Annotated in this window: 24 protein-coding genes, 1 tRNA gene and 2 pseudogenes; 17 read left to right on the forward strand and 10 right to left on the reverse strand. The window is 65.4% G+C overall.

Annotation, left to right across the window (positions count from 1 at the left end):
• Nucleotides 1–726 (reverse strand): M23 family metallopeptidase, encoded by a 726-nt coding sequence (locus JZY91_RS02815; RefSeq protein ID WP_234948465.1) that lies wholly within the window; start codon nucleotides 724–726, stop codon nucleotides 1–3.
• A gap of 273 nt (nucleotides 727–999) precedes the next feature.
• Nucleotides 1000–1746 carry a M23 family metallopeptidase gene (locus JZY91_RS02820; RefSeq protein WP_234948466.1) on the reverse strand — a complete coding sequence of 249 codons (747 nt, stop codon included), beginning with the start codon at nucleotides 1744–1746 and terminating at the stop codon, nucleotides 1000–1002.
• Nucleotides 1747–1942: 196 nt separating this feature from the next.
• Here JZY91_RS02820 and JZY91_RS02825 point away from each other — a divergent pair, with 196 nt between their 5' ends.
• The 4 genes and pseudogenes from JZY91_RS02825 to JZY91_RS02840 all read left to right on the forward strand — a co-directional run bounded on the left by JZY91_RS02825 (nucleotide 1943) and on the right by JZY91_RS02840 (nucleotide 6440).
• On the forward strand, nucleotides 1943–3373 hold the full coding sequence (locus JZY91_RS02825; protein WP_234948467.1) for a DUF6350 family protein: 1431 nt from the start codon (nucleotides 1943–1945) through the stop codon (nucleotides 3371–3373).
• A 29-nt stretch (nucleotides 3374–3402) separates the two neighbouring features.
• Nucleotides 3403–3969, forward strand: a complete 567-nt coding sequence (gene purN / locus JZY91_RS02830) for a phosphoribosylglycinamide formyltransferase (protein ID WP_234949025.1) — start codon at nucleotides 3403–3405, stop codon at nucleotides 3967–3969.
• A pseudogene (gene purH / locus JZY91_RS02835) lies at nucleotides 3970–5553 on the forward strand (bifunctional phosphoribosylaminoimidazolecarboxamide formyltransferase/IMP cyclohydrolase).
• Nucleotides 5554–5567: 14 nt separating this feature from the next.
• Nucleotides 5568–6440 carry a hypothetical protein gene (locus JZY91_RS02840; protein ID WP_234948468.1) on the forward strand — a complete coding sequence of 291 codons (873 nt, stop codon included), beginning with the start codon at nucleotides 5568–5570 and terminating at the stop codon, nucleotides 6438–6440.
• Between the two features lie 109 nt (nucleotides 6441–6549).
• Here the strand turns inward: JZY91_RS02840 and rpsR are convergent, their stop codons facing one another.
• From rpsR to rpmB, 4 genes are read right to left on the reverse strand one after another with little or no spacing between them, the layout of a single operon-like run.
• A complete protein-coding gene (gene rpsR, locus JZY91_RS02845; RefSeq protein ID WP_234948469.1) occupies nucleotides 6550–6798 on the reverse strand; it encodes a 30S ribosomal protein S18 in 249 nt (82 codons plus the stop codon).
• A 15-nt stretch (nucleotides 6799–6813) separates the two neighbouring features.
• Nucleotides 6814–7119, reverse strand: coding sequence for a 30S ribosomal protein S14 (rpsN, locus tag JZY91_RS02850; protein WP_234948470.1), 306 nt, complete (start codon nucleotides 7117–7119; stop codon nucleotides 6814–6816).
• A 3-nt stretch (nucleotides 7120–7122) separates the two neighbouring features.
• The gene (rpmG, locus tag JZY91_RS02855) at nucleotides 7123–7287 is read right to left on the reverse strand and encodes a 50S ribosomal protein L33 (protein WP_006841072.1); all 165 of its coding nucleotides are present in this window, start codon (nucleotides 7285–7287) and stop codon (nucleotides 7123–7125) included.
• Nucleotides 7287–7523: a 50S ribosomal protein L28 gene (gene rpmB, locus JZY91_RS02860; protein WP_234948471.1), complete on the reverse strand. Its 237-nt coding sequence runs from the start codon at nucleotides 7521–7523 to the stop codon at nucleotides 7287–7289. The genes rpmG and rpmB overlap by 1 nt, the downstream gene beginning before the upstream one ends.
• A 210-nt stretch (nucleotides 7524–7733) precedes the next feature.
• Between rpmB and JZY91_RS02865 the strand changes: the two genes are divergently transcribed.
• Nucleotides 7734–9029 (forward strand): DUF418 domain-containing protein, encoded by a 1296-nt coding sequence (locus JZY91_RS02865; protein ID WP_234948472.1) that lies wholly within the window; start codon nucleotides 7734–7736, stop codon nucleotides 9027–9029.
• Here JZY91_RS02865 and mscL read toward each other — a convergent pair.
• Entirely contained in the window at nucleotides 8965–9387 is a 423-nt protein-coding gene (gene mscL / locus JZY91_RS02870) for a large-conductance mechanosensitive channel protein MscL (protein WP_234948473.1), read from the reverse strand. The two genes, JZY91_RS02865 and mscL, sit on opposite strands and share 65 nt — an antisense overlap.
• A gap of 246 nt (nucleotides 9388–9633) precedes the next feature.
• Between mscL and JZY91_RS02875 the strand changes: the two genes are divergently transcribed.
• The 7 genes and pseudogenes from JZY91_RS02875 to JZY91_RS02905 all read left to right on the forward strand — a co-directional run bounded on the left by JZY91_RS02875 (nucleotide 9634) and on the right by JZY91_RS02905 (nucleotide 14331).
• Complete coding sequence (locus JZY91_RS02875; protein ID WP_234948474.1) at nucleotides 9634–9906, forward strand: type B 50S ribosomal protein L31; 273 nt, start codon at nucleotides 9634–9636, stop codon at nucleotides 9904–9906.
• Between the two features lie 21 nt (nucleotides 9907–9927).
• Nucleotides 9928–10101 (forward strand): 50S ribosomal protein L32, encoded by a 174-nt coding sequence (gene rpmF / locus JZY91_RS02880; protein WP_234948475.1) that lies wholly within the window; start codon nucleotides 9928–9930, stop codon nucleotides 10099–10101.
• 102 nt (nucleotides 10102–10203) lie between these two features.
• Nucleotides 10204–10899 carry a response regulator transcription factor gene (locus tag JZY91_RS02885; RefSeq protein WP_234948476.1) on the forward strand — a complete coding sequence of 232 codons (696 nt, stop codon included), beginning with the start codon at nucleotides 10204–10206 and terminating at the stop codon, nucleotides 10897–10899.
• On the forward strand, nucleotides 10896–12341 hold the full coding sequence (locus JZY91_RS02890) for a HAMP domain-containing sensor histidine kinase (RefSeq protein ID WP_234948477.1): 1446 nt from the start codon (nucleotides 10896–10898) through the stop codon (nucleotides 12339–12341). The genes JZY91_RS02885 and JZY91_RS02890 overlap by 4 nt, the downstream gene beginning before the upstream one ends.
• Before the next feature lie 33 nt (nucleotides 12342–12374).
• Nucleotides 12375–13521, forward strand: a pseudogene (locus JZY91_RS02895) (trypsin-like peptidase domain-containing protein).
• A 10-nt stretch (nucleotides 13522–13531) separates the two neighbouring features.
• Nucleotides 13532–14095: a molybdenum cofactor biosynthesis protein B gene (locus tag JZY91_RS02900; RefSeq protein ID WP_234948478.1), complete on the forward strand. Its 564-nt coding sequence runs from the start codon at nucleotides 13532–13534 to the stop codon at nucleotides 14093–14095.
• Between the two features lie 14 nt (nucleotides 14096–14109).
• Nucleotides 14110–14331 (forward strand): hypothetical protein, encoded by a 222-nt coding sequence (locus JZY91_RS02905; protein ID WP_234948479.1) that lies wholly within the window; start codon nucleotides 14110–14112, stop codon nucleotides 14329–14331.
• Here the strand turns inward: JZY91_RS02905 and JZY91_RS02910 are convergent.
• On the reverse strand, nucleotides 14328–14936 hold the full coding sequence (locus JZY91_RS02910; RefSeq protein WP_234948480.1) for an SAF domain-containing protein: 609 nt from the start codon (nucleotides 14934–14936) through the stop codon (nucleotides 14328–14330). The genes JZY91_RS02905 and JZY91_RS02910 overlap by 4 nt on opposite strands.
• A complete protein-coding gene (locus JZY91_RS02915) occupies nucleotides 14920–15567 on the reverse strand; it encodes a 5-formyltetrahydrofolate cyclo-ligase (protein ID WP_234948481.1) in 648 nt (215 codons plus the stop codon). The genes JZY91_RS02910 and JZY91_RS02915 overlap by 17 nt, the downstream gene beginning before the upstream one ends.
• Before the next feature lie 64 nt (nucleotides 15568–15631).
• Between JZY91_RS02915 and JZY91_RS02920 the strand changes: the two genes are divergently transcribed.
• The 5 genes from JZY91_RS02920 (at nucleotide 15632) to JZY91_RS02940 (ending at nucleotide 19919) form a co-directional block, all read left to right on the forward strand.
• Nucleotides 15632–16603 (forward strand): UTP--glucose-1-phosphate uridylyltransferase, encoded by a 972-nt coding sequence (locus JZY91_RS02920; RefSeq protein WP_234948482.1) that lies wholly within the window; start codon nucleotides 15632–15634, stop codon nucleotides 16601–16603.
• A 20-nt stretch (nucleotides 16604–16623) separates the two neighbouring features.
• On the forward strand, nucleotides 16624–17880 hold the full coding sequence (gene glp / locus JZY91_RS02925; protein WP_234948483.1) for a gephyrin-like molybdotransferase Glp: 1257 nt from the start codon (nucleotides 16624–16626) through the stop codon (nucleotides 17878–17880).
• Between the two features lie 11 nt (nucleotides 17881–17891).
• Nucleotides 17892–18539 (forward strand): GNAT family N-acetyltransferase, encoded by a 648-nt coding sequence (locus JZY91_RS02930; RefSeq protein WP_234948484.1) that lies wholly within the window; start codon nucleotides 17892–17894, stop codon nucleotides 18537–18539.
• Between the two features lie 110 nt (nucleotides 18540–18649).
• Complete coding sequence (glpR, locus tag JZY91_RS02935) at nucleotides 18650–19768, forward strand: gephyrin-like molybdotransferase receptor GlpR (RefSeq protein ID WP_234948485.1); 1119 nt, start codon at nucleotides 18650–18652, stop codon at nucleotides 19766–19768.
• Between the two features lie 78 nt (nucleotides 19769–19846).
• Nucleotides 19847–19919: transfer RNA gene (locus JZY91_RS02940), tRNA-Ala, on the forward strand.
• Nucleotides 19920–19941: 22 nt separating this feature from the next.
• Here JZY91_RS02940 and JZY91_RS02945 read toward each other — a convergent pair.
• Nucleotides 19942–20238 (reverse strand): metal-sensitive transcriptional regulator, encoded by a 297-nt coding sequence (locus JZY91_RS02945; RefSeq protein ID WP_234948486.1) that lies wholly within the window; start codon nucleotides 20236–20238, stop codon nucleotides 19942–19944.
• Nucleotides 20239–20240: the final 2 nt, after the last annotated feature.

Below are 20240 nucleotides of genomic sequence, written 5' to 3' on the forward strand. Positions count from 1 at the left end.
CTAGATGGTGATGCCTTGCTGGGCGAACCAGGGGCGCGGATCCACCTGGTTGGTGCCGTCCGGCTTGATCTCGAAGTGGAGGTGCGGGCCGGTGGACTGGCCCTCATTGCCAATCTTGGCAATCTGCTGGCCGGCGGTCACACGCTGGCCCACCGAAACGTTGTAGTCGCGCATGTGGCCGTAGACGGAGACCTCGCCGCGGTCGTGCTGGATAACCACCCAGTTGCCAAAGCCCTGCGCCGGGCCGGCCTTGATCACGGTGCCGTCCATCACGGCGTAGATCGGGGTGCCAATGTCGTTGGCAATGTCGATGCCCTGGTGCATGCGGCCCCAACGCGGGCCGAAGCCGGAGGTGAAGCGGCCCACGGACGGGGTGACCACCACGCGGCCATCAGCGGTGCGGCCGCGCTGGTATACCACGCGATTCGGGTCCGTGCTCTGGGTGATCACCGGCGCGAATGCGGTAGCAATTTCTTCGCCGAGGGAACGCGGGTCCAGCACGATGGTGTAGTCGCCCACGCTGGAGGCGGCGCCGTTTTCACCCGCGACAGCGGCTGCAACACCCGCAAGCGCCGTCAGGGCTTCCTTCGCGGACTCAATCTGGGCGCCGTTGAGCTCGACGTTGATCGCAGGAACTGCCGGCGCGGCGGTCGCGGACGGGACGGCGAGCGCGCCACCAACAAGGGCGGCGGCGACGGCAGCGGCGGTAAGCAGACGGCGATTCATCAACGGAGCAACCTTTTCGTGCGGGAGACGGCAGGGCAAGGGCAATACCGCCGTTGAATCTATCCGCCCAGACCCCCGCAAGCAACGCTCTGACGTGCAGTTTCCGCCCCGTGCCGCGCCAAAATCCGGTGTTTTCGCAGCACAACACCATGTTACGGATGTGAAAATTGTGACGAAAGTGATTGGTGGGGAGGGGGACGGGCGGGGGTAAATGAACGTCGCAAAGCAAAAAGCCGCCACCCCGTGGCGGGGTAGCGGCGGAAGGGGCGCGGCCTAGAGGAAGATGCCCCGGGCAGCCAGCCAGGAAGCCGGATCGGCCGGCGTGTTGCCGTCCGGGTGAATTTCAAAGTGCAGGTGGGAACCGGTTGAGAAGCCCATGCTGCCCATGCCGGCGATCCTCTGGCCTGCAGAGACGCGCTGGCCCACAACAACATCCAGGGACTGCATGTGGCCGTACAGGGAAACCGCGCCATCGTCGTGGAGGATGCGGATCCAGTTGCCGTAGCCCTGCGCCGGGCCGGAGTCGATCACGGTGCCGTCCTCGACGGCCAGGATCGGGGTGCCTGGTGCGTTCGCGATGTCGATGCCGTAGTGGAACGTGCCCCAGCGCGGGCCAAAGCCGGAGGTGTACGCGCCCTCTGCCGGCTTGACCACCTCGGGGAGGCGGGCGGCCAGGTCCGCTGCGGCAACCTCTACGGAGTGCTGCACGGCCTTGGTCAGCTGCTCCGCCAGGTTCTCCACCGGCTTGTACTCGGCGATGGCGAGGATCTGCGGTGCCGCATCAACCTCAGGGGTGGAGATGGCCTCGAGCGGGTTGGTGTTCGCGGCGAGGGCGATGCCGTTCAGCTCACCGCGCTGGGTGTGCTGGTTCTCGCTCTTGTTCGCAGTCAGCTCAGCTGCGGCTGCGCCTGTGAAGCCGGCGGTAGAGACGGCACCGGTGGTAACGGCAACCATTGCGACGCGACCCTTGTTCGGGGTCTGCTTGCGGTGCTTGCCGCCACTGCGAGTCGAAGTAAACATATGCCCTCTTCGTAACCATCTCGTTATTCAGACGGTGTAACTGTAACGAATTGGTTTCGACTCGGCAACCCGCTTTGGACCTTAAGTTATTCGCTCTTTCGGCCCGGTATGTTACATGACCCACGTAGAGGGATTCGTGTGACAGCTGAGTGTCCTTGGGACGAATTTGGGGTGGCGGGTGGCAGAGTAATCGGCGATGAGCAACACCCCCGCACCCCGCCCCGCCGCCTCGCGCCGCGCCGAATCCGGCACCTCCGCGCCCGGCGCCCGCCGTCGCCCGGTACGCGGCAACGTGCCTGGAGCAAAGCGCGCGAAACCTGAGGCCGCGCCGCCGCAGACGTGGGCGCAGCGCTTCCGCTACTACGCGCCTGCCGCCGTCGGGCCGCTCGCCGTGCTTGCGCTGGCGGTTATTGCTGTGTGCTTCGGCACAATCTTGATCGGCGGGTGGCGGCTTGCGTACCTGCCGGCGGCCATCGGCCAGACGTGGCTCACGCTCAACGCGGCACCATTAACTATTGATGGCGTGCATCTCGGCGCCGTGCCGCTGCTCCCCGCGGTGGGCATCGTGGCACTGATCGCCTCCCGAGTCCGCGCGGCGACGCGCATGCGAGTCAGCGTGCTCGACCTCGCGGCGATCCTGGCGCTTACGGTGCTCACCTCGCTCACGCTCAGCGGCATTGCATTGTTCATGGTCTCGGACGCGTCGCACGTCTTCGCCATCGCGCCCCCGCGCCCCGCAATCGCGCTGCTCGCACCGCTTGGCCTGCACCTCGCCGGGTTCATCTTCGGTGTCAGGCCCGTGATCTGGCGCGCGCTGGCGCGTCGAGTTGGTGCGCCTCCGGTGATCGTCGATACGCTGCGCGCGGCGTGGGAGTTCACCCGGGACCTGCTCTGGGCGGCGCTGGCGGTGTACGTGGTGCTGCTGGTTTTGGGCCACGGGCGAGTGGCGGAGATCGCAGCGGCCTACCCGCCGTACGGCTGGTCCGGCGCGCTTGCGCTCGCGGCCCTGACCATTGCGTACCTGCCCAACGCCGCGGTGGCCACGCTCACGGTGCTTTTGGGCGGCAGCTTCAACTACGCGGGCGCGTCGCTCTCCCTTTTCGACGCCACCGCCGTCGCACTTCCCCCGCTGCCCGTCTTCGCCGCGGTTCCGTCCACCGTGCCCGCCTGGGCGCCTGTACTCATGCTGGTTCCGGCGGCCGTGGCCGTCTGCTTCATCATCAGCAGGAGCTTCACGCTTGCCGACGCCGCCCTAACCGCCACATGGTCCGCCATCATCGGCCTGGTCCTCGGGGCGTACGTGACGCGCACCGCGGGCGCATACGGGGACATCGGGCCGTGGCCGTGGGTGCTGGCCGCCCTCCTCTTCGCCTGGGCCGCCGGATGCGGATTGATTGCGTGGCTGGTGGCGATGGCGCGCGGCATGGGAGAGCGCGCTGAGGCTGAGGCAGAAGCCGAGGCCGAGCCTGAGGATGCTCCGGAGCCGGAGCCCGAGCTTGCCGACGATGCAAAGGACGGCGCGGCAGTGGATGATCCGGCAGTGGATGACGCGGAAGTGAATGACGCGGAAGTGGACAGCGCCGACGGTGAGAACGGCCAAGACGGCGAACCGCGACCAGCGGACTAGACTGCGGAAGCGTGAGTTGTAAAGCTGCGATGCCAGTCGTCGTGCTCGTGTCCGGTTCGGGCACGCTGCTGCAGGCGATCCTTGATAACCAAAGCGACAACTATCGCGTCACCCTCGTGGCGGCGGATAAGGAATGCCCCGCCATTAAACGGGCAGAGCGCGCTGGCGTACCTACCCAAGTAGTTCCCATGCAGGCGGACCGCGCGGCGTGGAACGCAGAGCTTGCCCGCGTGGTGGCCGGCGGGGAGCCGGAGCTGGTGGTGTCTGCAGGATTCATGCGCATCCTCGGCGCAGAATTCCTGGACGCGTTTGTGGGTCGCACCATTAATACTCACCCCTCGCTGCTGCCCGCATTCCCTGGGGCGCACGCGGTGGCGGACGCGTTGGCATATGGCGTTAAGGTAACCGGCTGCACGGTGCATTACGTGGACGCGGGCATGGACACCGGGGAGATCATCTCCCAGCGTGCCGTTGAGGTGCGTCCCGGTGAGACTCAGGATGACCTCCACGAACGCATCAAGCAGGCGGAGCGCGAGCAAATCGTGGCGTTGCTCAACCAGGCGAAGACTGAACAGAACGGAAAGGTGACCTTCTAAATGGGTATTGAGATCAAGCGTGCGCTCATCAGCGTGTACGACAAGACGGGCCTGGAGGACCTGGCCCGCGCGTTGGGTGAGGCGGGCGTTGAGATCGTCTCCACCGGCTCCACGGCACAGCGCATTGCGGACGCTGGCGTAGCCGTCACCGAGGTTGCAGAGCTCACTGGCTTCCCCGAGGTTCTGGACGGCCGCGTGAAAACCCTGCACCCGCGCGTGCACTCCGGCATCCTCGCGGACTTGCGCAAGGACTCCCACGTGGACCAGTTGACTGAGCTGGGTATCGAGCCGTTCCAGCTGGTGGTGGTGAACCTCTACCCGTTCGAGGAGACGGTTGCTTCCGGCGCTGGGTACGACGAGTGCGTGGAGCAGATCGACATCGGCGGCCCGTCCATGGTGCGCGCGGCCGCGAAGAACCACCCGTCCGTGGCTGTGGTGACCTCGCCTGACCGGTACGCCGACGTGATCGAGGCCGTCAAGGGTGGCGGCTTCTCCCTGGACCAGCGCAAGTCCCTCGCGCTCGAGGCGTTCACCCACACGGCACAGTATGACGCAGCCGTGTCCACCTGGCTCGCCGGCCAGCTGGCGGCGGAGCTCGAGGATGCAGTGTCCGAGGCGGACGCAGCGGGAGCAGTGCCGGCAGAGGGTGCCGACGGAAGCGATGCCGGCCACCTGCGTTACGGCGAGAACCCGCACCAGGCCGCCCGACTGGAATCTGAGGGCTGGGGCCTTGCGGCCGCAAAGCAGCACGGCGGCAAGGAGATGAGCTACAACAACTACCAGGACGCGGACGCAGCGTGGGCGCGCGGCGTGGGATCACAAGAAGCCGTGCGTCGCCATCATCAAGCACGCGAACCCCTGCGGCTTGGCCGTCTCGGAGACCTCGATCGCGGATGCGCACGCCAAGGCGCACGCGTGCGACCCGGTTTCCGCGTACGGCGGCGTGATTGCCTGCAACCGCGAGGTCACCCTGAAGCTGGCTGAGCAGGTCGCGCCGATCTTCACCGAAGTGATCATCGCCCCGTCCTACGCGCCCGATGCTTTGGAGAAGCTGCAGGAGAAGAAGAACCTGCGCATCCTCGAGGTCGAGCCGGGCAGCGCTGATGAGGAGCGCCACCAGATCGCCGGCGGCTGGCTGGTCCAGGAGCGCGATACCTACCAGGCTGATGGAGACCGCGCGGAGAACTGGACCCTGGCTGCAGGCGAGGCCGCGGATGCGGCGACGCTGGCGGATCTGGAGTTCGCGTGGCGCGCCGTGCGCTGCGTGAAGTCCAACGCCATCCTCATCGCCGCCGACGGCGCTTCCGTGGGCATTGGCATGGGCCAGGTCAACCGCGTCGACTCCGCGAAGCTTGCGGTGGACAGGGCAAACACGCTTGACGACGGCAAGAATCGCACCAATGGGGCAGTGGCGGCCTCCGATGCATTCTTCCCGTTCGCCGATGGGTTCCAAATCCTTGCGGATTCCGGCGTCAAGGCCGTGGTGCAGCCGGGCGGCTCCATCCGCGATGAGGAGGTCATCGCCGCGGCCAACGAGGCTGGCGTGACCATGTACCCACCGGCACCCGCCACTTCGCGCACTAGACCCGGGCGCACAGATGGCCCTGTCTAGCCGGATCACTGCCGCGCTGCTGGCTTTCGGCATCTCGTTTCCCGGCATTCCGACGGTGTATGAGCTGCCGGTGGTCGGCCCTGTCCTTGTCCAGGCGTACCACGGCGCGCCGGAGCAACTGCGCCACCGCCTGCCGGCCCCGCCAAGACCGCACCAGCAGGAGCAGGCTGGTGGTGATCCTGCTGCGCGTCAGCTGATCAGCCAGGCGGAACTCGACCAACTCGTCCGCGCGGTTGAGGCACGCCACGGCGGCCGGGCTTCCATCTCGGTCGCAGGTGTGGAGGGGCACCTGACTGCCGGCGACAACCGGCCGGTGGGCGCGTACTCCACCATGAAGGTGCCAAGCGCCATCGCGGCGTTGCGCAAGGATCCCGGGACGTACCCGGATGCGCGCGCTGCCGTAACGCGTTCAGATAACGATGCCGCGCACCGCCTCAACAACGTGGTGAGCGGGCGCGACCTTGCCGATGTGATTGCGCAAGCTGGGTCCCGGACCACCAATAGCGCCGGGTGGCGCATGGACACGCTGTGGACCACCGCCGACCAGGCGCAGTTCGCCTCTGGTGTGCGTTGCGTTCCGGGGCACGAACCGGTGCTTGCCATGATGGGTGAGATTGTGCCGGACCAGCGGTGGGGTCTCGGGCGCATCCCGGGCGCGCGGTTCAAGGGCGGCTGGGCCGATTCACCCGACGGTTTCGTTGCCCGCCAATTCGGCCTGATCCCGGGGCCGCACGGTGATGTGGCGGTGGCAATCACCGCCGTGAATCGCGGTGGGTATCAAGCGAGCGTCGCCACGCTCAACGAGCTCGCAGACGGCATCGCGCGCCAGAGCGGGGACCTGCCGCGGGCGAGGTGCTGACACCAAGAACCCGAAAACAACAACACCCGCTCTCAACCCCAACGAACTGGGGGAGAGCGGGTGTTGGTTTAGCCGAAGGCTACGCTGCTGACGTCGAAACCGCTAAGGCTTAGCGGCTGGTGAACGGCAGAAGAGCCATCTCGCGCGCGTTCTTCACGGCGGTGGCAACCTGACGCTGCTGCTGCGGGGTCAGGCCGGTGACGCGGCGGGAGCGGATCTTGTGGCGGTCAGAGATGAAAAGACGCAGGGTCTCAACATCCTTGTAGTCCACGGTCTCGATGCCCTTTGCCTTCAGCGGGTTCTTCTTCGGGCGGCGGGACTGCTCCATGCGCGGCTTGCGGGAGTTATTGCGCTTCATAGTGTGCGTTCCTCCTTACCACGAAGACTTACGGACGCCAGGCAGCTCACCGCGGTGAGCCATCTCGCGCATACGGACACGGGAAACACCGAACTTGCGCAGGTAGCCGCGGGGGCGGCCGTCGCGCGAGTCGCGGTTGCGCACGCGAACCGGGGAGGCGTCGCGCGGCTGGCGGTTGAGCTCAAACTGAGCCTCGAGACGGTCCTCGTCGGACGTCTCCGGGTTGCGGATGATCGCCTTCAGCTCGTTACGGCGCTCTGCGTAACGTGCCACGATCTCCTTGCGCTGCTCGTTCTTAGCGATCTTGGACTTCTTTGCCATTGATTATCGCTCCTCGCGGAATTCGACGTGCTTGCGCACAACCGGGTCGTACTTCTTCAGCGTGATGCGGTCCGGGTTGTTGCGCTTGTTCTTGCGGGTGACGTAGGTAAAACCAGTGCCCGCGGTGCTCTTGAGCTTGATAATCGGGCGAATATCGTTACGTGCCATTAGATCTTCTCACCTCGTGCACGGATCTGTGCGACCACGGACTCGATGCCGTCGCGGTCGATGATCTTCAGACCCTTGGTAGAGACGTTCAGCGTGATGGTACGGCCCTCGGAGGGCAGGTAAAACTTCCGCTTCTGCACGTTGGGGTTCCAACGGCGCGAGTGGCGGCGGTGCGAGTGCGAGACGGTCTTGCCGAACTGCGGCTTCCGTCCCGTGACCTGGCAATGTGCCGACATGGGTTGACTTCCTTTACTTCTGCCGCCCACGCACTGATCGCAAGTGAGGAAAGCACCGGTACGAGCGCGCAGAGTGAGGGTCCGCGGCCACGACGTCGGTGCAGGTGCAATCGGTTGACGCAGGCGTAAACGTGTACTTCGACAACAGCGAGAGACAACTCTACATGCTGGCCGGGCGGATTCCTAATCGCTTTTGTTACCATCCGGGCCATGCAGCAGACGGTCCGCGAGCGGGCGGAATTCACCACCTACAAGCGCATCGTCGCACTCGACGTGGCGCGCGGTCTTGCCATTCTAGGCACGCTTGCCACAAACATCTGGATCTTCGCGTCGTGGCACATGGGGGATGAGGCCTTTGAGGCGGCCCTGGACCCGAACTACGCAGTGGCAAGCGAGGTCGGGGCGGCAATGAGCAGTGGCTCCTCCCTCGCGGCAGCCGACGCCCTCTACAACGCCCTGCTCTACCTCATAACAGACGGCAAATTCTTGGGCCTGCTCACCATCATGTTCGGTATAGGTCTAGAGATTCAGCGGCAATCCGCCATAAAACGCGGGCAGCGTTGGCCCGGGCGCTACTACTGGCGCGCGACCATCCTGGTCATAGAGGGCCTACTCAATTACATTTTCATCTTCGAGTTCGACGTGCTGATGGGCTACGGCCTCACCGCGCTCGCCGTCGCCCCAATCTTGGCGCGCACAGAGAAGGTGCAGAAGATCTGGATGTGGATCGGCCTTTCGCTCCACGTCCTCTTCATGGCAGTCATCTCGGCGGGCTCCCTCTGGTTGGCCAACTGGGTGGATGAGCAATGGGCCGAAGCTGAACTCACCGTCGAAGAGGCGGAGGAAGATGCCCTTGGCCTCGCCCTCTACACCCAGACGGACAGCTACCTCGACATGGTGCGCACCCGCTTGGAGTTCTTCTTCAGCGGCCGCTTCGAGATTCCCATCATGGTGCTCATGGGCTTGGGCGTGTTCATCCTCGCCGCCCGCCTCTACCGCGCCGGCATTTTCCAACCCGGGGCTCATGCTTTACGACGGAACGTCATGCTCATCTGCCTCGGCATCGGCCTTCCTCTCGACTGGGGCCTGCGACTCTTCGCCACCGGCGCGGCGGCCTCGTTCACCCGCTACGTCAGCTCCACCGTTGTCGCCTTCGGCGTCCTCGCCCTCATCGCCGGCTTTTACGTCCGACATGAAAACCGCCTCGGCGCTGTGGGGAGCGCGTTGGCGGCTGTGGGCAGGATGGCACTGACGTGCTATCTCCTGCAGAACATCTTGGCCTCGATCGTGTTCTACGACTTCGGCCTCGGCGCGGCCCGGGCAACCGCCGGTGCATGGCAGAGCCTCTGGGTCACGCTGATCTACCTCGGGTTGTGCGCGGTGCTCATCGCGTTCAGCATCGTCTGGCTGCGCTTCTTCCCGCGGGGGCCCGTGGAGCTAGTTATGCATTGGGCGTACGAGGTGCCTGCCCGCGCTGGGCAGAGAGCAGGTCGCGAATCTCGGTGAGCAGCTCGGTCTCGGTCGGGGCTTCAGCCTCCGGGTCGATGCCCTTGTGGCGCTTCTGAATCTCGTCCAGCTTGTTCATCGGCGCAACGAAGATGAAGTAGATCACAGCGGCGATGAGCAGGAAGTTGATCACGGCCGTGATCAGCGCGCCGAAGTCAACGAAGGTGGCCTCGTTGCCCGGGATGATGTGCACGCCGAGGGGGGAGAAGTCCGCGCCGCCCAGGGAAGCGATCAGCGGGTTGATGATGTTGTCCGAGAATGCGGTCACAACTGCGGTAAACGCAGCACCGATCACAACACCGACTGCCAGGTCGATGACGTTGCCGCGCATGATGAAATCTTTGAAACCCTGAAGCATAGTTACTCCCTTATATATGGTCAGATGATTGCCGGCTGCACAATCTACAACACATATCCCGGTACCGCGCAGCTCGAGGCGCGGGCGATTAGGAAAACCGGCCCCTGATCAGTAATATGTTGCGGGTTGTCCGGCTACCGTCGGGCGAAAAGACCATATGTCGCACCCAACTCAGGCACGATCCCGCCCGGTACATCCAAGGGCAGGAACCGACCTGAAGTATCAATCCTGAGGGAGACACTTTCAATGAGGAACGATATTCACCCGGATTACCACCCGGTGATCTTCCAGGACGCGAACACGGGCCACAAGTTCCTGACGCGCTCCACCCTGAAGTCCGACCGTACTGAGCAGTGGGAGGACGGCAACGAGTACCCGCTCGTCGTCGTCGATGTCACGGCTGAGTCGCACCCGTTCTGGACCGGCGCGCAGCGTCTCATGGACACCGCTGGCCGCGTCGAGAAGTTCAACCAGCGCTTCGGCGGCATGGCTCGCCGCAAGAAGAAGACCGCGAACTAAGACCGGAAAGGAGCAACAGACATGGCAACCCCGAAGTTCAGGATGTCCCGCGCGAACACCCGCATGCGTCGCGCGCAGTGGAAGGCTGATAACCCGGACCTGCAGACCGTCAAGATTGACGGCCAGGAGGTTCGCATTCCGCGTCGCCTGGTGAAGGCCGCTCAGGCTGGCCTCATCGACGTTCAGCAGTTCTAAGCTTTTCGACGAATCGCTGTAACCGGATCCCTCGACCAGGGGTCCGGTTTTTGCTTTGCGCGTAGCGGGTACAGGTTCGCGCTTGCCTTTAAGATCGGCGGTATGAAAATCCTTGTCGTCGAAGATGATCAGGACGTGCGCGATTCCCTCAGGCGCCTCCTGCACTTCCACGGCTATGAGGTGATAGAAGCGCTGGATGGTAAAGAAGCGCTGGAGGTAGTCCGCGCGCAGCGCCCGGATCTCATCATCCTGGATGTCATGCTGCCCAAGCTCGACGGGATGGATGTGTGCCGTATCCTGCGCGAAGAGGGCGATGCCACGCCGGTGCTGATGCTCACGGCGCGCTCGGAAGTGTCGTACCGGGTACTGGGCCTTGACGCGGGGGCGGATGACTATTTGCCGAAGCCGTTTGCAACGGCGGAGCTGTTGGCCAGGTTGCGTTCGCTGCAGCGCCGTTTGCAGGATGCGGGCGATCAGGGCGCGTTGCACGCCTCAACGCTCCGGTTCCAGGACCTTTCGCTGAACACCGAGACCCGCGAGGTCCGCCGCGGCGATCGACAGATCGGCCTCACCCGCACGGAATTCTCGCTGCTGGAGCTCCTTATGCGCAACGCGCGGAAGGTGCTTGCGCGCCAGCAGATCTTGGCGGAGGTCTGGGGCTACGATTTTCCGACGTCCGGCAACGCCCTCGAGGTCTACATCGGCTACCTGCGAAAGAAGACGGAGGCAGGGGGCGAGCCGCGCTTGATTCAGACGGTGCGGGGCATTGGGTACGTGCTGCGGGAGAACGCCGAGTGATTCTGCGGCAGTCGGCCGAGGTCTACGCTCGCGGTGTCACGGGATCCGCGCTGCCGCGCGCACGTCGGAACGCTCCTGTATTTCGCGCCTCCGAGGTTGCTGCCAGAGGGCTGTCCCTCAAACGCAAGCTCGCCCTGATCACCGGGGCGATGGTGGTGATCACTGTTGTAGTTGCCGGCGGGGTGGGGTACAGAGCTGCTACTGCGACAAGGATCGGGACGCTGGATGCGGAACTTGTCGCCCGGGCGGACGCGCTGGCCCAGCAGCTGGAGGATTGCTCCGCCGCGGCGGGGCAGGACCAGGTGCGGCAGATCGTGGATTCGTTCAAGGTGAACAACCCGCATGTGCGCGTCGCTGTTACCCCGGCCTGGTCGGATGCGTGGTTTGGAGATCCGGTGCCCGTCGGCGGCCCCGGCGATGGTTCGGGGCGCACGATCCAAGGCGAGCGCGTTGTTGCCCTCCGCACTGTGGAGGGCGATGTCGTTGCGCTTGCGCAGGTGGTGGATCCGGAGGGGAGAATTGCCGGCAGTTTCGGCGGCACGTTGCTGATGATTCTTATTCTCGGCGGGTTGCTCACGCTGGTGGTGGCCAGCGCGGTTCCAGCAGTCGCCGTGCGCCCTCTGCGTATTTTGCAGCGTGCGTCGGAGGACGTGTCGCGCACGGAGCAGGCGCATGCGGTTCCGGTTGAGGGCGAAGATGAGATGGCAGAAGTCAACCGCTCCTTCAACAAGATGGTGCAAACACTCATGGACTCGCGCGCGCGGCAGTCCCAGGTGGTGGCAGATGCCGGGCACGAGTTGAAAACACCGCTCACCTCGCTGCGTACCAATATCGAGCTGCTGATCATGGCCCGCGAAACGGGGCGCGAGACGGAGCTGGATCTTAAGGAGCTGGGCAGGGACGTCATCGATCAGATGGATGCGGTGACCGCCCTGATCAGCGACCTTGTGGATCTCGCGCGGGAGGATGCCCCGGGGGCTCCCGAGGAGGAGTTCCGCCTGGACGAGCTGCTGCGCGAGGCGGTGAGCCGGAGCGAGCGCCGCCGCGCCGACGTGGTGTTTGCCACCCACTTTGATCCCTGGGTGATGACCGGGGACCCCGAAGCGATGCTGCGCGCACCCGTGAACATCATGGACAACGCCGCGAAGTGGTCGCCGCCCAACGGCGAGGTAAAGGTCAGACTTGTCGCCAAACCCGGCCGCGCCATCCTCACTGTGGATGACGCCGGCCCCGGCATTCCTCCGGACCAGCGCGAGCGCGTGTTCGAGCGCTTCTACCGGGCAACTGAGACTCGTTCCACTCCCGGCTCCGGGCTGGGGCTTGCGATTACAAAGCAGGTGCTGGAGCGTCACGACGCTCGAGTGTTCGTCGAAGAGTCAGACCAGGGCGGTGCGCGCTTCAGGGTGATTTTTCCCGGGCACAAGCCGGACAACCGTCAGTAAACGCACAGCGTAGGTTCAGCGCACTACGGCACAATGTCGCGCATGGTTGATCAGCAAGTATGGGCGCCGGCGCCGCAGGCGATCGTCGAAAAGCGGCAGCGTCCGAGCGTGTGGCCCGCGGTGGCCGCGGCAGTTGTCACGTCGCTGCTAGTGGGAGGCGGCGCGGGGTACGTGGCGGGATCGGCGGGCAAGAGCACGTCTGTGACGCAGAACGCTTTGGAGGAGCCGGTGCGGGAGAGCATTGAACATGCACCGGCGGGTTCGGTGGAGAAGGTCGCGGCCACGGTGTTGCCGGCGGTGGTGTCTATCGAGGTGCAGGGCACGCGAAGCCTCGCCGAAGGGTCCGGCTCCATCATCTCCTCCGACGGGTATGTGCTGACAAACCACCACGTGATCGAGGGGGCAGCGGCGGCAGGATCCAAGATCACCGTGACGCTGAACGACGGCAGTAGGCACCCCGCAACGTTCGTGGCCTCGGATGTGAACACGGACATCGGCGTACTGAAGATCGAGGGCGTGCAGGACCTTCCCGTCATCCAGTTCGGTGACTCGGACGCGCTGCGCGTGGGCCAAGAGGTAGTGGCTGTGGGGTCTCCACTGGGGCTTTCCGCGACGGTGACCAGCGGCATTGTCTCCGCACTCAACCGCCCGGTGCGCGCTGGGCAGGGCGGGGGAGAAAGCTCCCTCATGGACGGCATTCAGACCGACGCGGCGATCAACCCCGGCAACTCCGGCGGCCCGCTGGTGGATATGGAGGGACGGCTGATCGGCATGAACTCCGTGATCGCGTCCCTGTCGTCGGGAGGGTTCGGCGGCTCCGGCTCCGGCGGGTCGATTGGCTTGGGCTTTGCCATCCCCTCCAACTTTGCAAAGCGGGTTGCGCAACAGCTCATTGATACCGGCGAAGCGAAGCAGCCCATGCTTGGCGTGCAGGTGAGTGTGTACGAAAGCGGGACGGACGGCGCGCTGATCGCAGAGGTGCAGCCAGATAGCCCAGCCGAGGCGGCCGGGCTCAAGGCGGGGGAGACAGTCACCCGTCTCAACGACCGGGTGATTGACTCCGCGGACGCCCTGATTGCCGCCACCCGCTCCCGAGAATTTGGGGAGACGGTGAAGCTTGAAGTGCGCTCTCCGGATAACTCCACCGAGAACGGTAGATGTGACACTGAGTACCGAGTAACATCCCACGCATGGCTACCTCCCAGGATTCGCTCGACTTCCTCGAGCCGGACGAGGATTTCCTGCGCGCAGCAGAGTTGGAGAACAACGCTCCGGGCACACCTTGCGCCCTGATTGTCCTGGTGGGGGACCGCCGCTTCGAGGGACCGGGAGATGACACGCACAAGCTTGTCTCCGAACTGCTCACCGAAATGGGGTTCCAGGTGGACGCTGTGGTGCGCGCGAAGTCCAAGAAGTCTGAGATCCGCAAGGTCATCGAAACCGGTGTGGTAGGCGGTGTGGACCTGGTCCTCACCATCGGCGGCACCGGCGTGGGTGCGCGCGACAAGACCCCTGAGGCCACCCGCGCGGTGATTGACAAGATGGTGCCCGGCGTTGGCCAAGCCATTCGATCCTCCGGCCAGGCGTGCGGCGCGGTAGATGCTTGCACGTCCCGCGGCATCTGCGGTGTTTCCGGTTCCACCGTGGTGGTGAACTTGGCCCCCAGCCGCCAGGCAATCCGCGACGGCGTGGCTACGATCGGCCCGCTGGTGCACCACCTCATTGCAGAGCTCAACGAGCACAGCGCCTACTAGGACCCCGAGAACATATGGCGAGTGAACCCCGGGGGAGTGAACCCCGTCAGCGCCGCCGCGCGCGGCGTAAGGCAGACGTTGAATATGACCGCACGGCGGACCGCCCCGGCGCAAGCGCCTTCGGTGCGGAGCACGAGGGTGACGCAGAACGCGTCGTGCAGCTGGATGAGTTCGCCTCCGAAGAGCTGAGCGGCAAGGACTTCTACGAGAACGAGCGCCCGCCGCACCACGGCTAGGAGCTGGCGAGCACCACCGTCAGCGGGTCGCTGAGCGATGCCGCCGCTACTTCTGCCGCCTGGGAGCGTCGCAGTAGCACCAAGACGGTACCTTCTTCACCGACGGTGACAATGCGCCCGCCGGTAGCGATCACGCGGGGGCCTTGGCCGATCACATCCACCCGCGCGCCGTGGTGCAACATCGGGATAATGTCCGGCTCCGCCAGCGGGAGGGGCACCATGGTGAAGTCCTCGCCCGGCGGCTCATCCGCCACCAACGCGCTGACCAAGTCGGGGCCCACCAGCCGCGTTTTTGTCACCACCTCGCCGGGTGCTGCACCCGCGGCGAGGATGGCCCCCACTGCCTCATCAGGGTCTGCCAGCGCGCCTTCAGGCACGACCTCGGCAGGTAGGCGTATCCGTGCCAGATCATCCGCGATCAACACCGCGCCCGCGGGAACGTGCCTGGCAAAGGTGGTGACTGTGGGGTCGGTCGATTGAACGTCGAAAAGCAAACTGCACACGGCGGCCAGCACCAAGCCAGCGGCGAGCGCCCGGCGGATCGCGGTGCTGCGGTGATGCCCTGGGAGCGCGAGTGTGTGCAAGCGGTCAGTGAATGTCTCCATTCGTATTAGACGTGTGCCGGGCGTCCCCGGTTCCATCGGGCGCGAATTCGCGGAAGCCGGAGGGGGTGATCACGGCGTTGACGGGCATGTCGTGGGGGCTGTGGGGGACGGCGGCGGTGAGCTCTCCGTCGTAGATCAGCGCAGCGACGGGGACGTGCAGCCCAGCCAGTGCTCTGTCGTAGTACCCCGCGCCTTTGCCCAGGCGCATGCCGCTAGCGTCCACGGCAAGCGCCGGCGCGATGACAAGCGCGCAGGAGCGCAGGACATTCGAATTGAACCGCGGCCCTGCCGGTTCCGCGATGCCCAGCGCTCCGGGGCGAGTGCCTGCGTCTGCGCGCGCCCATGCGAGCACGCCGTCCGGCAGAGAGATCGGGAGCCATACGGGGTGGCCGGCAGCGGCAAGGCGGGAGGCGAGGTCGGCGGGCCCGGGCTCAGACGGCAGCGGCGCGTAGGCCGTGATGGGGCGGCCCGCCGCGCCCAAATGCTCGATGTAGGCAAGGATGTTCTCCACGCACGCGTGGTCGAGCGCTGCCTTGCGGTCCGGGTCGCGGCGCAGTTGGGCTCGGTGCTCCTGCGCGGTCTTGCGGAGGCGCTGTTTTTGCGCGGCAACGTCGCTCTTCAGCTCCTGCATCAGCATCCTTTCCTCGCCGGGTCGGACACAATTTCGCCCGTTGCGGCGGGTAAGCTTCCTCTTTATGCAGAAGTCTATCGGTCAGGTTCAGGATCCTTCCCGCGCGGCGGTGCGCACGGTGGTTGTGCCGGCGGCGGGGATGGGCACGAGGTTCCTCCCGGCCACCAAAACGGTGCCGAAGGAACTCCTGCCGGTAGTCGACACCCCAGGTATTGAACTCATCGCCGAAGAAGCCGCGGCACTCGGCGCCGAGCGTCTGGCCATTGTGGTTGCCCCGGACAAGCAGGAGATCATGCGCCACTTCGGCGAATTCTCCACCCTGCGCAACCGCCTGCTGGAGCGGGGCAAGGACGAGCAGGCGGAGAAGGTTTCCCGCGCCAACGGGCTGATCCACGCTGTTGCAGTGACGCAGGATGAGCCTTTGGGGCTTGGTCACGCTGTGGGGTGCGCTGAGACCGCGCTGGATGCGGAAGAAGACGTGGTGGCAGTTATGCTGCCGGATGACCTGGTGCTGCCCACCGGCGTGATGGAGAAGATGGTCGCCGCGCGCGAAGCGTTCGGTGGGTCTGTGTTGTGCGCGTTCAATGTGACGCCGGATGAGGTGTTCAACTACGGCGTGTTCGATGTGGAACCCGCTGACAGCACCGTTGACGGCGTTGAAGTGCTCAAGGTGCGCGGCATGGTGGAAAAGCCTGCGAAGGAGGAAGCCCCGTCGACGCTGGTGGCTACTGGGCGCTACTTGTTGGATCGTGCGGTGTTTGACGCGCTTCGTCGGATTACCCCGGGTAAAGGCGGCGAGTTGCAGCTCACGGATGCGATTGAACTCATGATCCAGGAAGGCCACCCGGTGCATGTGGTGGTGCACGACGGGAAGCGCCACGACCTGGGTAACCCGGGCGGCTACATCCCGGCGAATGTGGACTTCGGCCTGCGGGACCCGAAGTACGGCCCGGCGCTCTACACCGCGATCACCCAGATCATCGCCGACTTTGAAGCGGAACACCCTGAGGTGGTGCGCCGCGCTGAGCAGGCTTAGGTAAAGCGAGGGCAAACCCTATGCGCAGTGTTGAAGACCAGCTGGCAATGGTGGTCGACGCAGCGGTGAAACCGGAACCGGTGCGTGTGAGCATCGCGGATGCGCTCGGGTTAATGTGCGCCGAAGAGGTCAGCGCCACGAAACCACTGCCGGGGTTTAGCCAAGCAGCCGTGGACGGCTACGCGGTCCGCGCGGTGGACGTGGGCGGCGCAGTTGGTCTGGGTGCCGCCAGTGACCAGCCCCGCGAGGCCGCCCTCCCCGTAGTGGGTGAGGTTGCTGCGGGATCCCAAAAACCGCTGCGCTTGCAGCCGCGCCAGGCGGTGCGGGTGGCCACCGGCGCCCCGCTGCCCACGCTTGCAGATGCCGTTCTGCCGCTGGAGTGGACCGACCGTGGCACGAAGCGCGTATCCCCGGAGCGCCCCGTCGGTAGCGGGGACTTCGTGCGCCGCCCTGGCGACGACATTCAGCCCGGCGACGTCGCAGTGCGCCAAGGTGCAGTGCTGGGGCCAGCGCAGATCGGCCTTGTCGCTGCCGCGGGGCGCGACAAAGTGCTGGTGTATCCGCGCCCGCGGGTGACGGTGATGAGCTACGGCCTGGAACTTGTGGACGTGGACCGCGATCCTGGTCTGGGCCAGGTGTTTGACGTCGCCTCCTACGTGGTGGCGGCTGCCGCGGAAGAAGCTGGGGCGGATGTGCACCGCGCCGGCATTATCAACGCAGAGCCGCGCCAGCTGCGCGAGGTGATTGCGGGCCACGTGGCACGCAGCGAGCTGGTGATTATCTGTGGTGCGGTCGGCGGCTCCGGCGCAGGCGCGGTGCAGGACATTGTGCGCGAGCTGGGGGAGGTTGACACCACTCGCGTGGCCATGCACCCGGGTTCCGTGCAGGGCTTCGGGCTCCTGGGGGAGGAGCGCATTCCCACCTTCTTGCTGCCGTCCAACCCGGTCAGCGCACTGATCATCGCGGAGACGATCATCCGTCCGGTGATTCGTACCTCCCTAGGCAAGACATCCACGGCGCGCCGCCCGGTCCGCGCGCGTTCCCTGCGCGCCATCGAGTCCGTCGGTGGCCGCCGCGGCTACATCCGCGCCCGCCTGATGCGCGATGCCGATACGGGCGATTACCTGGTGGAGAGCCTGGGCAAGCCGAGCGGGGGTGCCGCGCACCTGCTGGCCGGTTTCGCCGAGGCCAACGCCATGATCTGCCTCCCGGAGGGCGTGACTTATGTCCGCCCGGGCGACATCGTCGACGTCGAGTTCCTCCAGCAGCGGTCCTAGTGTTCGACCGCATGCTGGCGCCCTTCCGCGCCCCCACTCCAGGCTGGCCCGAGCGCACTCCGGGGCTCACGCTTAACGACGGCTCCTCCCTCGCCCTCAGGCCCTTGACCTCACGCGACGGCGAAGCGTGGATGCACATGCGAACCCACGACGAAGACTGGCTGAAACCCGTCGAGCCCACCACCCACGGGACGTGGCGGGAGGCCCACTCCGCCGCCGCCTGGCGCAACACCTACCTGAACCTGAGGCGCCTGGCGGGCGATGGCGTGGTGGTCCCATTTGTCATTGAGGTGGACGGCCAGTTCGCCGGCCAAGTCACTCTGGGCAACATCCAGCACGGGGCGGTAAGCGAGTGCTGGATTGGCTACTGGGTCTTTTCCCCCTACATGGGCCGCGGGGTGGCTACGGCCGCGTGCGCGTTGGGCACGGACCACGCGTTCGGCCGCGTGGGCATGCACCGCGTGACGGCGACCTACCTGCCGTACAACCCGGCGTCTGGCCGAGTGCTCAAAGCGTGCGGCTACCGTGAGGAGGGGTTCATGCGCCGCAACCTGCACATCGACGGCCAGTGGCGCGACCACCACTTCGTCGCTTTGAACGTGGAGGACTACCCAACAACAGCAGTGCGCCGGCTGCGGGATGCCGGGCGCATCCGTTAGCCCGAATTGGGTGGCGGTTCTTCGGCGCGCCGGGGGAGTATCGGCGGGTTCCGCCGATAGCTTGGGAGGGAAGCAATCGTGGGTGACGTGAACGAAAGGTGGCACGCCGCATGGGCAGCCCGAGCCTGATCATTGTGCTGATCATTGTCGTGTGGGTGATCGTCTTGGCGCCACTGGCGCTGGGAAACAACAAGCCGATTCGCCGCTCCGGCGAGGGCTACGAGGAAACTCGCGTGCTGCTGGAAGGCGGCACCGCGCCCGTCGCCACCCGCCGCCGCCCCAAGCTCACCGCCGCTGACGTGCACCGCCACGACACGTCCTCCGACGACTACGAGGTCGTAGAGGCCGTGGCCGATGAGGAGCAGGTGCTTATCGACGACACCAAGGGAGCACTGCGCCCCCTCTTTCCCAAGCGCGCAGGCAGCTCGCGCGTAGCCGTGATCGAGCCCATTGCTGAGGCTGAGGTTGCGGAGACCGAGCAGGTTGAGGAGACCGAGGCGGCGGATGCCGAGACCGAGGAGACCCCTGCTGGCGGCTCCACCGCGTACTCCGTGATCAAAGCGGCGGACCACGAGGACGACGAGGATGCAGAGGCTGGCTCCTCCATCTACGAGCTCGACGAGACCTACCTTGCGCCGTCCGATTTCGGTTACGCGGACGAGCAGGCAGCCGCGGGCAACGAGGACACCGAGGCCGATGCCGCGGACGACACCGTTAACGCTGAAGATATCGAGGCAGCCGATGGGGCCGATGCACCCGTTGAAGCCAACGAGGATGACATTGCCTACGCGGAGGCGCACAAGGGCCGCGGCGGCTGGGACCCGAAGCGGGACGAGCGCATTCGCGCGGACCGCCTGAAGCGCCGCCAGCGCACGTTGCTCGGCTTGATCATCGCCTGCGTCATCACCCTTGTCGCGGCCGTTGTTGCCGGCGGCTGGGTGTGGGTGCTGCCTGCGATCTCTGTCGCGCTCACAGTGTGGTTCATGGTTGCGCTGCGTCGCGTGGTCAAGCAGGAGCGGGCACTCCGCGCACGCCGGATGCGCCAGCTGCGCCGCGCACGCTTGGGGGTGGATACGGTGGAGCGCCCTGCGCCGGCCGCGGGGGAGCGTCGCCGCGCGGGATCCGTCATCCTGAACTTGGACGATGAGAGCCCGGATTTCGACCACCTGCCGCGTTACCGCCAGCCGGAGCCGGAGCGCGGCCACTTCCGCGACGAGCGCGTGGCCTAACCTGAATTTCGGACTTGAACCCGCACACGCAGGCGATTTCGGTTCCCGAAACGTGGGGAGTAACCTTGCTCGCTGTGCGGGGCTATAGCTCAGTTGGTAGAGCGTCGCGTTCGCAATGCGAAGGTCAGGGGTTCGATTCCCCTTAGCTCCACAAAGTCCCTCGTCCGCGCGCTTTAGGATTTAAGCATCCTGGTGATGGCCGCGGTCGCTTCGGCAATTTTCTCCTCGATGCCTTCGTCATTTTTCACTGCCTCGGTGACGCAATGCCTGAGGTGGTCTCGGAGCAGCGACACCGCGACCGTTTCCAGGGCTGAGTTGACCGCGCTGATCTGAGTGAGAATGTCGATGCAGTACTTTTCCTCCTCGATCATGCGCTGGAGGCCCCGTGTCTGCCCCTCGATGCGCTTGAGTCTGGCTATGTAGCGGTCTTTGTCGCTCATGTAGGCGCAGTGGGTGGGTTCAGATGACATGG

This window comes from Corynebacterium sp. CNCTC7651, assembly GCF_021496665.1.
Classification (GTDB): domain Bacteria; phylum Actinomycetota; class Actinomycetes; order Mycobacteriales; family Mycobacteriaceae; genus Corynebacterium.

What these genes read in the sequence shown, in the direction of transcription:
- JZY91_RS02865 (WP_234948472.1), top strand. Translation starts at nt 7,734, where the DNA reads ATGCAGCAGACGGTCCGCGAGCGGGCGGAATTCACCACCTACAAGCGC.
- rpmF (WP_234948475.1), top strand. Translation starts at nt 9,928, where the DNA reads ATGGCAACCCCGAAGTTCAGGATGTCCCGCGCGAACACCCGCATGCGT.
- JZY91_RS02905 (WP_234948479.1), top strand. Translation starts at nt 14,110, where the DNA reads ATGGCGAGTGAACCCCGGGGGAGTGAACCCCGTCAGCGCCGCCGCGCG.
- JZY91_RS02825 (WP_234948467.1), top strand. Translation starts at nt 1,943, where the DNA reads ATGAGCAACACCCCCGCACCCCGCCCCGCCGCCTCGCGCCGCGCCGAA.
- JZY91_RS02910 (WP_234948480.1), bottom strand. Translation starts at nt 14,936, where the DNA reads ATGGAGACATTCACTGACCGCTTGCACACACTCGCGCTCCCAGGGCAT.
- JZY91_RS02885 (WP_234948476.1), top strand. Translation starts at nt 10,204, where the DNA reads ATGAAAATCCTTGTCGTCGAAGATGATCAGGACGTGCGCGATTCCCTC.
- rpmB (WP_234948471.1), bottom strand. Translation starts at nt 7,523, where the DNA reads ATGTCGGCACATTGCCAGGTCACGGGACGGAAGCCGCAGTTCGGCAAG.
- JZY91_RS02930 (WP_234948484.1), top strand. Translation starts at nt 17,892, where the DNA reads ATGCTGGCGCCCTTCCGCGCCCCCACTCCAGGCTGGCCCGAGCGCACT.
- JZY91_RS02900 (WP_234948478.1), top strand. Translation starts at nt 13,532, where the DNA reads ATGGCTACCTCCCAGGATTCGCTCGACTTCCTCGAGCCGGACGAGGAT.
- glp (WP_234948483.1), top strand. Translation starts at nt 16,624, where the DNA reads ATGCGCAGTGTTGAAGACCAGCTGGCAATGGTGGTCGACGCAGCGGTG.
- glpR (WP_234948485.1), top strand. Translation starts at nt 18,650, where the DNA reads ATGGGCAGCCCGAGCCTGATCATTGTGCTGATCATTGTCGTGTGGGTG.
- JZY91_RS02840 (WP_234948468.1), top strand. Translation starts at nt 5,568, where the DNA reads ATGGCCCTGTCTAGCCGGATCACTGCCGCGCTGCTGGCTTTCGGCATC.
- JZY91_RS02945 (WP_234948486.1), bottom strand. Translation starts at nt 20,238, where the DNA reads ATGTCATCTGAACCCACCCACTGCGCCTACATGAGCGACAAAGACCGC.
- rpmG (WP_006841072.1), bottom strand. Translation starts at nt 7,287, where the DNA reads ATGGCACGTAACGATATTCGCCCGATTATCAAGCTCAAGAGCACCGCG.
- rpsR (WP_234948469.1), bottom strand. Translation starts at nt 6,798, where the DNA reads ATGAAGCGCAATAACTCCCGCAAGCCGCGCATGGAGCAGTCCCGCCGC.
- JZY91_RS02815 (WP_234948465.1), bottom strand. Translation starts at nt 726, where the DNA reads ATGAATCGCCGTCTGCTTACCGCCGCTGCCGTCGCCGCCGCCCTTGTT.
- rpsN (WP_234948470.1), bottom strand. Translation starts at nt 7,119, where the DNA reads ATGGCAAAGAAGTCCAAGATCGCTAAGAACGAGCAGCGCAAGGAGATC.
- JZY91_RS02915 (WP_234948481.1), bottom strand. Translation starts at nt 15,567, where the DNA reads ATGCAGGAGCTGAAGAGCGACGTTGCCGCGCAAAAACAGCGCCTCCGC.
- purN (WP_234949025.1), top strand. Translation starts at nt 3,403, where the DNA reads ATGCCAGTCGTCGTGCTCGTGTCCGGTTCGGGCACGCTGCTGCAGGCG.
- mscL (WP_234948473.1), bottom strand. Translation starts at nt 9,387, where the DNA reads ATGCTTCAGGGTTTCAAAGATTTCATCATGCGCGGCAACGTCATCGAC.
- JZY91_RS02820 (WP_234948466.1), bottom strand. Translation starts at nt 1,746, where the DNA reads ATGTTTACTTCGACTCGCAGTGGCGGCAAGCACCGCAAGCAGACCCCG.
- JZY91_RS02920 (WP_234948482.1), top strand. Translation starts at nt 15,632, where the DNA reads ATGCAGAAGTCTATCGGTCAGGTTCAGGATCCTTCCCGCGCGGCGGTG.
- JZY91_RS02875 (WP_234948474.1), top strand. Translation starts at nt 9,634, where the DNA reads ATGAGGAACGATATTCACCCGGATTACCACCCGGTGATCTTCCAGGAC.